The sequence below is a fragment of the Serratia sp. PF-27 genome (genome assembly GCF_030053255.1).
Classification (GTDB): Bacteria; Pseudomonadota; Gammaproteobacteria; order Enterobacterales; family Enterobacteriaceae; genus Serratia; species Serratia bockelmannii.
On sequence record NZ_JASGBT010000021.1, the window covers coordinates 941767 to 952082 of the forward strand.

Below are 10316 nucleotides of genomic sequence, written 5' to 3' on the forward strand. Positions count from 1 at the left end.
AAATCCTGCTGCGAAAACAACAATCACCCGCCTCGGATCTGCGCCCCAATAGCGATCCGGATCACAAAAAACGTTTCAGCTTGCCCGTGATGCCGCGATTTGAAACAAATTGCGGCAAAAAACGCGCCGCCGCGACTGTTAACCGTCATCGACGCCGGGCAATATCAATGCGTGCCTGCTCGCCGATAGTCTGGCAAGCTGTGGCCACTGCCCAACCACCCGCTCTCCCTGCCCTGCATGGAGGCATCGACAAGGGATTATCCATGCTGCATCCGCGCGCCAATGCCATGTTGGCCTTTGCTTTGCCTGCGCTGATTATCGGTTCCGCCTCCAGTCTGGTGCTGCTATTGATGATGAAAGTCGCCGCTACGCTGCAGCAATGGCTGTGGGTGACGCTGCCCGACGCGCTGAGCCTGGATGCCCAGGCACCCTGGTGGCCGCTCGGCATGCTGACGCTGACCGGCGTGGCGGTCGGCCTGATCGTGCGCTACATGCCGGGCCACGCCGGGCCGGATCCGGCGACGGAATCGCTGATCGGCATGCCGCTGCCGCTCTCCGCCCTGCCGGGGCTGGGATTGGCGCTGATCGTCGGCCTGGCCGGCGGCGTCAGCCTGGGGCCGGAAAACCCGATCACCGCCATCAATATCGCGCTGGTGGCGGCGGCGGGGGCGCGCCTGCTGCCGAAGGTGCCGCGCATGGACTGGATCATCCTGGCGGCCGCGGGCACCATCGGCGCGATGTTCGGCACGCCGGTCGCCGCCGCACTGATCTTCTCGCAAACCCTGGCGGGCAATAACGAAACGCCGCTGTGGGATCGGCTGTTCGCCCCGCTGGTGGCCGCCGCCGCCGGCGCGGTCACCACCCAGATGTTCTTCGTACCCAATTTCGCCCTGCAGCTCGACGCCTACGACGTAACGCGACTGCCGGACATCTTCAGCGGCGCCATCGTGGCGCTGATCGCCATCGCGCTCGGCATGGTGGCGCTGTGGTGCTTCCCACACGTTCACCGCCTGTTCCATTCGATGAAGAATCCGGTGTTGATGTTAGGACTGGGTGGCTTTGTGCTGGGCCTGCTGGCGCTGGTGGGCGGAGAGATTACCCTGTTCAAAGGGCTGGATGAAATGAAGCGCCTCGCGGCAGACGGCAACTATTCGGTGCCGGCGCTGTTGACCGTTACCCTGACCAAGCTGGCGGCGCTGGTGATCGCCGCCGCCAGCGGCTTTCGCGGCGGGCGCATCTTCCCGGCGGTGTTCGTCGGGGTGGCGCTGGGGCTGATGCTGCACCAGCACGTTCCGGCGGTGCCGGCGGCGATCACCGTCTCCTGCGCCATCATGGGGCTGGTGCTGGTGGTCACGCGCGACGGCTGGCTCAGCCTGTTCATGGCGGTGGCGGTGGTGCCGGATCTGCACCTGCTGCCCGTCTTATGCATCGTGATGCTGCCCGCCTGGCTGACGCTGGCAGGCAAACCGCTGATGCTGGTGAACCGCCGGCAACCGCCGCACGACGATTAGTCCAGCGCGAACGCCGCGGCGGCGCGGGCGTGGATCGCGGTGGTGTCGAACACCGGCACCGACGCATCCCGCTCGCTCACCAGCAACCCTATCTCGGTGCAGCCGAAAATAATCCCCTGCGCGCCCTGTTGCTCCAGGTCGCTGATGATCCGGCGATACTCATCGCGCGAGGCGTCGCGAATGTTACCGAGGCACAGCTCGTCATAGATGATGCGGTGCACGATGTCACGATCGGCGCTGAGCGGCGTCACCACATCAATGCCGTGCAATTCCTGCAGGCGGCCGCGGTAGAAGGTCTGCTCCATGGTAAAACGCGTACCCAGCAGCCCGACGCGGCGAATGTTTTTTTCCCGCACCTGCAGCGCCGTGGCGTCGGCGATGTGAATCAGCGGCAGGCCGCTGGCCTGCTCGACCGCCTCCGCCACCTTGTGCATGGTGTTGGTGCAGATCACGATGGCTTCGGCGCCGGCGGCGCGCAAAGCCACGGCGGACTCGGCCAGCAGCCGGCCGGCACCATCCCAATCGCCCTGATGCTGCAAGCGTTCAATTTCCTGAAAATCGACGCTGTAGAGCACGATTTTGGCCGAATGCAGCCCGCCGAGGCGCGCCTTTACCTGCTCGTTGATGGTGCGGTAATACGGAATGGTGGATTCCCAACTCATGCCGCCCAGCAGACCCAACACTTTCATCATTCGTTCCTCAGCATTTCCGACAATCCTCTGACCTTACCTGAGAATCGCCGGGCTGACGACGCCTTATTTGGCGCCGGAATTGATCGGCTGGCGCGCTTCGAACCAGCGCTGGCGCAGCGTGTCGTACAGCCAGTTATAGGCCATGGTGTACGGCAGGAAGAACAGGAAGAAACCGATTTCCAGCATAAACGCCTGCGCCCAGGAGATACTCAGCATCCAGGCGGCGATCGGCACGCCGATCAGGATAAAACCGGCTTCAAAGCCGACGGCGTGCAGCGCACGCACCTTCAGGTTACGCACCACCCGGCTGGCCGGCCACAGGCGGTCGAACACCGTGTTGTAAACCATGTTCCACAGCATCGCGACGGTGGAGAGCATCACCGCCAACGCACCGACCTGCACCATTGAGCGGTTCAACAACCACGCGCCCAGCGGGGCGCAAACCATCACGGCGATGGCCTCGAAACCGACGGCGTGGACGATACGTTCAATGAGAGACTTGTTTTGCAGTTGCATACATCACCTTTTTTCAACAGTTGTTGCGAAAGCCAGGTGATTATCATCGTTTTTTTGGGTAGATTAAAAATAGGTTCCATCGATAAAGTAGATACATATGCACTATTCACCGGAAGCGTTACAGGCGTTCGTGGAAGCCGCCGCCCTCGGCTCATTTTCCGCCGCCGCGCGCAAGCTGCGTAAAAGCCAATCCACCGTCAGCACCGCCATCGCCAATCTGGAGGCCGACCTGGCATTGACGCTGTTCGATCGCAGCGCGCGCCAGCCGGTGCTCACCGCCGCCGGCCGCAAAGTGCTGGGGCACGTACAGGCGATCCTCGCGGCCAGCGAACGGCTCGACGCCCTGAGCATTCAGCTGGCGGGCGAGGTTGAACCGCGCCTGAGCATGGTGTTTTCCGATACCTACCAGCCCAAGCATCACGATCGGTTAATGCAGCTGTTCGAACAGCGCTACCCGGAAATTGAGCTGGAATGGATGATCGCCGAGGAAGGCGACGTTATCGATCTGCTGCAGAGCGGCCGCGCACATTTGGGCATGGTGGAAGTGCAAAAACGTTATCCGCCGGATATCGCCTTCTCCCGGCTGCCTGAGCAGACCGAAATGGGGCTGTTCGTCGCCCATCAGCATCCGCTGGCGCAGGTCGCCGCGCCGACGCCAGAGCAATTGTCCAGCACCCGCCAACTGATCCTCAATACCTACACCGGCGCCGAAGCGGCCAGACAGGGTGGCCTGGTCTGGTCGGCGCCCAGCTATCTGCTGTTGCTGGAGATGGCGGAACAAGGATTCGGTTGGGCGGTGTTGCCGCACTGGCTGGTGCAGCAATACGGCCACGGCAGGCTCACCCAGCTGCGGCCGCGCGGCTGGCCAAAACTGATTTCGGTGGATGCGGTATGGTCCAAACTGACCCCGCCGGGCCCGGCGGGGTTCTGGATGCTGGAGCGCCTACTGGGCGATACCCTGCCCTAAGCGGCGGCGTTGCGCGCCTGAATGGCGCGGGAGACGGTATCGAGAAGTTCCGGAATGTCCATCTTCGGCAGCATCACTTCGATGAAGGCCAGCCGTTCGTCGTCCGCTACCTCACGCAGCGCCTGGCGCAATCCGTCCGGATCACTAACCCGCAACGCCTTTACCGGCCGCTCACCGGCCAGCGCCGGCGGCAACTGCGTCCAGTTCCAGTGCGCGATGTCGTTATAACGTTGCTCCGGCCCGTGGATCGCACGCTCGATCGTGTAGCCCTGATTATTCAGCACGAAGATCACCGGCTTAAGCCCGTCGCGCAGCATCGATCCCAGTTCCTGCACGGTCAACTGCGCGGCGCCGTCGCCGATCAGCAATACTGCCCGACGCTCCGGTTCGGCAGTCTGCACGCCGAACGTCGCCGGCAGGGTATAGCCGATCGATCCCCAGAGCGACTGCACGATCAGCCGGCAGCCGCGAGGCAACGTCAGCGCCGCCGCGCCGAAACAGGCAGTGCCCTGATCGGCCAGCATGATATCCCCCGGCCGCAGGAAATCCTGTATCTGCCGCCAGAAGGCGTGCTGATCCAACCCTTCCCCATTGCCTTCCGGCAGGGCCGGGCGGACGATCGGCGGCAACGGCCAACGCGACGCCAGCGACAGACTCAGGCGATGCAGCGCCTGTACCGCCTCGCGCATCGGGATGCGGCTAAAACACCGCCGCCCAACCCAGGCTTCAAACGGCTGAATATCGATGCATTTTTCCACCGGCAGATGATGCGTGAAACCGGCGGTAATGGTGTCGGTCAAACGCACCCCGACGTTGATCACCACATCGGCGTTTTCGATAAGCTGTTTCACCGCCGGATCGCTGGCGCCACCGCAGTAGGTACCGACAAAACCGGCGCGGTTTTCATCCAGCACGCCCTTGCCGAGCAGCAGCGTAGCGTGCGGAATGTCGACCTCCTGCAGCCACTCGTCCAGCGCCCCTTCGGCGCCGAAGCGATCGGCCAGGAAATCCGCCAACAATGACACCCGCCGCGCCGACAGCAGCTTTTCGCGCGCCGCGGCGATAAATGCCTGCAATGCGCTCTGCGACAGTTTGGCCTGGCGCAGCATCAGCGGCGCCGGTTTACTCGGCAGCGGCGCCTGCGCGACGTCGCTGGGCAACATCAGATAAACCGGGCGATGTTCCAGCAAGGCGACGCCGATCAGGCGGTCTATCTCCATCGCGGCGTTATCGGCGGTCAGATTGGCCTGCGCGACGGTCACCTCTTTGGCGATCCGGGCGAAGTGGGTGAAGTCGCCATCCCCCAGCGAATGATGCAACAAATCACCGGCGCGCTGGGCGCGCTGCGCCGGGGTGCCGACCACGTGGATCACCGGCAGGTATTCGGCGTAGCTGCCGGCCACCCCGTTCAACGCGCTTAGCTCGCCGACGCCAAACGTGGTGAGCAGCGCGGCCGCCGGTTTGCAGCGCGCGTAGCCATCGGCGGCGTAGGCGGCGTTCAATTCGTTGGCGCAGCCTACCCAGGTGATTTGCGGATGAGCGAGAACATGATCAAGAAATTGCAGGTTGTAATCCCCCGGCACGCCGAAGAAATGACGGATGCCGATTTGGGCCAGACGATCGAGAAGATAATCGGCCACCGTATAGGTCTGAGTCATGATCATCACCTGTCTGCAGCTGGAGCGATTATCTTAATTATCGAAGATGCCGTTCAAATTTCGAACAAACGCTCCGGCATCGAACGGCAACCTGGCGTTACATGCCGGCGCTGTGATCGCTCCCCCGGCAGCGTGGTGTGGAAACGTATACACTCAAAGCACTTCACCTCTCGCCGACAAGGATAACTATGTCCTACCAAGCCTCCCCTACGCGTTATCAAGATATGGAATACCGGCGCTGTGGCCGCAGCGGGCTGAAGCTGCCCGCCGTCTCGCTCGGGCTGTGGCACAACTTCGGCGACGCCACGCTGTATGACAACGCCCGCGGCCTGATCCGCTGCGCCTTCGATCGCGGCATTACCCATTTCGATCTGGCCAATAACTACGGCCCGCCGCCCGGCGCCGCCGAGGAGAACTTTGGCCGCATTCTCAACGCCGATCTGCGGGCCTGGCGCGATGAGCTGATCGTCTCATCCAAAGCCGGTTACACCATGTGGCCCGGCCCCTACGGCGATTGGGGCTCGAAAAAGTACCTGGTCGCCAGCCTCGATCAGAGCCTGAAGCGCATGGGATTGGAGTATGTGGATATCTTTTACCACCACCGGCCGGATCCGGACACGCCGCTGGAAGAAACCATGGCGGCGCTGGATTTGTTGGTGCGCCAGGGCAAAGCGCTGTATGTCGGCCTGTCCAACTACCCGGCCGAGCGCGCGCGGCAGGCGTTCGACATTCTGCAGCGGCTCGGTACGCCGTGCGTGATCCACCAGCCCAAGTATTCGATGTTGGAACGCACGCCGGAGGCGGAATTGCTGGATACGCTGGCGGAGCATGGCGTCGGCTCGATCGCCTTCTCGCCGCTGGCGGGCGGCCTGCTGACCGACCGCTACCTGCACGGCGTCCCGCAAGATTCCCGCGCCGCCAGCGGCAGCCGCTTCCTGCAGCCGGAGCAGTTGACCGACGAGCGGCTGGACAAGGTGCGCCGCCTCGATGCGCTGGCGCGGCAACGCGGGCAGAAGCTGTCGCAGATGGCGCTGGCCTGGGTGCTGCGCGGCGATCGCGTTACCTCGGTGCTGATCGGCGCCAGTAAGAATGCGCAGATAGAAGACGCGGTGGGCATGCTGGCCAATCGTCACTTCAGTGAAGAAGAGCTCGCGCAGATCGAGAAAATCTTATTGTAATCGTTTACAAATTCCGCCGCTCAATCGAGCGGCGAGACCCCAGAAAAATCTCAAATCTTGAACTCCCGCACCGTTTTCAGAGTGGCTCTCAGATTCAACCCTATGCGCTGGCGCTATGATGCCGATATTGCAGCAAAATAACGATAAGGCCGCTTTTTTAAACTGATGAACGCGCTTCATAAAGTGACAAACGGCCAAGCCGCGCAAGCGGGAAGGAGAAGCCATGTTTAAACCTCTGCTCTTGGCCGCCATCTTGGCGGCGACGGTACTACCCGCCGCACAGCAAGCACACGCCGAAGGGATCAGCATCGATCTGATGCCGGGCGTTTCACTGCGCATCGGCGATCAGGACAATCGCGGCCGTTACTGGGACGGTTACGACTGGCGCGATCGCGACTGGTGGCAAGGCCATCAGGGGCGCTATCTCGGCGACCGCAGCCGTCGCGGTTACTACTGGGACGGCTATCGCTGGCGCGACCGCGACTACTGGCGCAAACACTATTACTATCATGAAGGACGCTATCGTAAATACGACAAGCATTACGATAAGCACCATTGGAAGAAAGAGAAAAAGCACCACCACGATCATGACCGCGATCGCTGGCGCCGCCACGGCGATGACGACCGCGATTAACGACGACGGGCCGGCGTAATGCCGGCCCGCGTTTTTTTTGCCTACAGCACGCTGCCGATCAGCAGGTAGCCGTTCAATCCCACCACCACCAGTACGATCAGCTTGCCCAGGTTTTGCACCAGCGGGCCGTTGACCATTTCCCCCATCAGCGCCCGATTACCGGTGAAAGCCAGCAGCGGCACCAGCGCCAGCGCAATGCCGAAGCTGAGCAGCACCTGGCTCAGCACCAGAATGCGCGTGGCGTCCATTCCCAGCATGATAACGATAAACGACGGCAGCATGGTCACCGCGCGACGCAGCCACAGCGGGATATGGAAATGCACGAACCCCTGCATCACCACCTGCCCCGCCAGCGTGCCCACCACGGTAGAGGAGAGACCGGCGGCCACCAGGCTCAGGCCAAACACGGTGGCGGCGGCTTGCCCGAGCAGCGGCTGCAGCGTCAGGTAAGCCACGTCGAGATCGGCGATGCCGCTGTGGCCGCTGAAATGAAACGCGGCGGCGGCGGTGGCCATCATTGCCAGGTTAACGAAACCGGCGATGGTCATGGCCACGGCAACATCGACTTTGGTGGCAGCATAGCGCTCCGCCTTGTCATGCTCGCCGCCGATTTGGGTGAGCGACGAATGCAGGTAGATCACGTGCGGCATGATGGTGGCGCCCAATACCCCGGCGGCCAGAAATACCGCATCGCCGTTGGGCAGATCGGGCAGCGCCATCCCCTTCAGCAGCGGCGCAAGCTGCGGCTGAGAGAATGCCAGCTCGACGATGTAAGCGGCGGCGACGAACAGCAGCAGGCCGCCAATCACCCGCTCCAGCGGCTTTTGCCCGCGTTTTTGCAGCATCAAAATTAAAAAGGTGGCGATCCCGGTCAGCACCGCGCCCTGCAACAGGGAAATCCCGAGCAGCAGCTTGAAGCCGATCGCCGCGCCGATAAACTCGGCCAGGTCGGTCGCCATGGCGATGATCTCCGCCTGCACCCAATAGGCCCACACCGCCGGCCGCGGAAAGCGATCGCGAATGTGCTCAGCCAGGTTTTTTCCGGTGGCGATGCCCAGCTTGGCGGACAACAGTTGGATCAGCATCGCCATCACGTTGGCCCAGACCACCACCCACAGCAGGCTGTAGCCGAACGAGGCGCCGGCCTGGATGTTGGTGGCGAAGTTGCCGGGATCGATATAGCCGATAGCGGCGATGAAGGCGGGCCCCATCAGCGAGAGTTTGATTTTTCTGGCGGAGCGACCGGGGGTGGTTTCAACCACGCGACTGTTCAGCATATGTTGAACCCTTACTGAAATTACGTTTATCTCCACTCTATATAAATGATAATAATTATCAAGCGCATTTAGAGCGGTAAAACTTATCTCTGTAATAGCCAACATTAATGGTTTTATCGAAGGGTCCGACACCAAGCATGCCGATTTCCGTGCTTTTGGGATGGGATTTTAGCTGCAATACCCCTGAAAGACAGGTTAGCACAAGAATACGAATTTCCTATCTCTGCGTTAACATCTTGATTTTTTATGCTTTTGCGCAACACTTTAGGAGAATTCCCGCTATGATTTTCCATATTTGCAATAGAAGTCTCGTTTTTAAACGTAGCGTTACATAAAATGACAGCCGAAATTCAGCCTGCCTCAAATTTGGAGCAAACATGTCCCATATTGCGCACTTTGCGTTGGCGATAGTAGTGGTGGCGATCCTGGCCCTGTTGGTGTGCCGCGATCGTAAAAGCATCCGCATTCGCTATGTTATTCAATTACTGGTTATCGAAGTACTGCTGGCCTACTTTTTCCTGCATTCGGAAGCGGGTTTGGGCTTCGTAAAAGGATTCGCCGCGCTGTTTGACAAACTGCTCGGGTTTGCGGGACAAGGGACTGATTTCGTGTTCGGCGGCATGGGCGACAAAGGCCTGGCGTTCTTCTTCCTGAAGGTGCTGTGCCCGATCGTCTTCATTTCGGCGCTGATCGGTATTCTGCAGTACATCAAAGTGCTGCCTTTCATCATCCGCATTATCGGTACCGTGCTGTCGAAAGTGAACGGCATGGGCAAGCTGGAGTCGTTCAACGCCGTCAGCTCGCTGATCCTGGGCCAATCCGAAAACTTCATCGCCTACAAGGATATCCTGGGCAAGATGTCGGAAAAGCGCATGTACACCATGGCGGCAACCGCGATGTCTACGGTGTCCATGTCTATCGTCGGCGCCTACATGACCATGCTGGACGCCAAGTTCGTGGTGGCGGCACTGGTATTGAACATGTTCAGCACCTTTATCGTGCTGTCGCTGGTCAACCCGTACGACACCAATAAAGAAGAAGAGCTGCATCTGGGCAATCTGCACGAAGGCCAGAGCTTCTTCGAAATGCTGGGTGAATACATCCTGGCCGGCTTCAAAGTAGCGATTATCGTCGCCGCGATGCTGATTGGTTTCATCGCCCTGATCGCCGCGCTCAATGGCGTATTCAGCGCTATCTTCGGCCTGAGCTTCCAGGAAATCCTCGGTTACTTCTTCTATCCGTTCGCCTGGATCATGGGCATTCCTAAACACGAAGCCCTGCAGGTCGGCAGCATCATGGCGACCAAGCTGGTTTCCAACGAATTCGTGGCCATGATGGAGCTGCAGAAAGTCTCTGCCGAGCTGTCGCCGCGCAGCCTGGGGATCCTGTCGGTGTTCCTGGTGTCCTTCGCCAACTTCTCTTCCATCGGCATCGTGGCCGGTGCGATCAAGGGCCTGAACGAACACCAGGGCAACGTGGTGTCGCGCTTTGGTCTGAAGCTGGTGTACGGCTCTACGCTGGTCAGCATCCTGTCCGCTTCCATCGCGGGTCTGGTGCTGGGCTAAGCCTCGAACCGACGACGATAACAAGGCGCCTGCGGGCGCCTTTTTTATTGCTTGGCATTCGGCGAAGGATAAATGACGAAAAGCAAAAAGCCGACCCTAAGGTCGGCTTTTTAAATGGTGGTGGAGCTAGACGGGATCGAACCGTCGACCTCTTGCATGCCATGCAAGCGCTCTCCCAGCTGAGCTATAGCCCCACAAAAGTGGTACGCGTTGACCGGCGTTACGGTATTCCCCAACCTCTCTGAGAAGAAGGTTGGTGGAGCTAGACGGGATCGAACCGTCGACCTCTTGCATGCCATGCAAGCGCTCTCCCAGCTG

General features: G+C 60.5%; 9 protein-coding genes and 1 tRNA gene. 5 read left to right on the forward strand and 5 right to left on the reverse strand.

Annotated features, from left to right (window positions below):
* The first annotated feature begins 263 nt into the window (after positions 1 to 263).
* Positions 264 to 1511, forward strand: a complete 1248-nt coding sequence (locus QMZ29_RS19495) for an ion channel protein (RefSeq protein WP_025303755.1) — start codon at positions 264 to 266, stop codon at positions 1509 to 1511.
* Here the strand turns inward: QMZ29_RS19495 and QMZ29_RS19500 are convergent.
* Positions 1508 to 2200, reverse strand: coding sequence for an aspartate/glutamate racemase family protein (locus QMZ29_RS19500; protein ID WP_060433779.1), 693 nt, complete (start codon positions 2198 to 2200; stop codon positions 1508 to 1510). The two genes, QMZ29_RS19495 and QMZ29_RS19500, sit on opposite strands and share 4 nt — an antisense overlap.
* Positions 2201 to 2266: 66 nt before the next feature.
* Positions 2267 to 2719, reverse strand: a complete 453-nt coding sequence (locus QMZ29_RS19505; protein WP_049300106.1) for a multidrug/biocide efflux PACE transporter — start codon at positions 2717 to 2719, stop codon at positions 2267 to 2269.
* Positions 2720 to 2816: 97 nt separating this feature from the next.
* Here QMZ29_RS19505 and QMZ29_RS19510 point away from each other — a divergent pair, with 97 nt between their 5' ends.
* Positions 2817 to 3686, forward strand: a complete 870-nt coding sequence (locus QMZ29_RS19510; RefSeq protein WP_025303758.1) for a LysR family transcriptional regulator — start codon at positions 2817 to 2819, stop codon at positions 3684 to 3686.
* On the opposite strand, the gene QMZ29_RS19515 is transcribed toward QMZ29_RS19510, so the two are convergent.
* Positions 3683 to 5344 (reverse strand): alpha-keto acid decarboxylase family protein, encoded by a 1662-nt coding sequence (locus tag QMZ29_RS19515; protein WP_261426113.1) that lies wholly within the window; start codon positions 5342 to 5344, stop codon positions 3683 to 3685. The two genes, QMZ29_RS19510 and QMZ29_RS19515, sit on opposite strands and share 4 nt — an antisense overlap.
* Positions 5345 to 5532: 188 nt before the next feature.
* Here QMZ29_RS19515 and mgrA point away from each other — a divergent pair, with 188 nt between their 5' ends.
* Together mgrA and QMZ29_RS19525 are read left to right on the forward strand one after the other, a co-directional pair.
* Positions 5533 to 6522, forward strand: a complete 990-nt coding sequence (gene mgrA / locus QMZ29_RS19520) for an L-glyceraldehyde 3-phosphate reductase (protein WP_060433780.1) — start codon at positions 5533 to 5535, stop codon at positions 6520 to 6522.
* 223 nt (positions 6523 to 6745) lie between these two features.
* Positions 6746 to 7156, forward strand: a complete 411-nt coding sequence (locus tag QMZ29_RS19525) for a DUF2502 domain-containing protein (RefSeq protein ID WP_025303761.1) — start codon at positions 6746 to 6748, stop codon at positions 7154 to 7156.
* A 41-nt stretch (positions 7157 to 7197) separates the two neighbouring features.
* On the opposite strand, the gene QMZ29_RS19530 is transcribed toward QMZ29_RS19525, so the two are convergent.
* Positions 7198 to 8433: an Nramp family divalent metal transporter gene (locus tag QMZ29_RS19530; RefSeq protein WP_060433782.1), complete on the reverse strand. Its 1236-nt coding sequence runs from the start codon at positions 8431 to 8433 to the stop codon at positions 7198 to 7200.
* A gap of 377 nt (positions 8434 to 8810) precedes the next feature.
* Between QMZ29_RS19530 and QMZ29_RS19535 the strand changes: the two genes are divergently transcribed.
* A complete protein-coding gene (locus QMZ29_RS19535; protein ID WP_004936373.1) occupies positions 8811 to 9998 on the forward strand; it encodes a NupC/NupG family nucleoside CNT transporter in 1188 nt (395 codons plus the stop codon).
* Between the two features lie 118 nt (positions 9999 to 10116).
* On the opposite strand, the gene QMZ29_RS19540 is transcribed toward QMZ29_RS19535, so the two are convergent.
* Positions 10117 to 10192: transfer RNA gene (locus QMZ29_RS19540), tRNA-Ala, on the reverse strand.
* Positions 10193 to 10316: the final 124 nt, after the last annotated feature.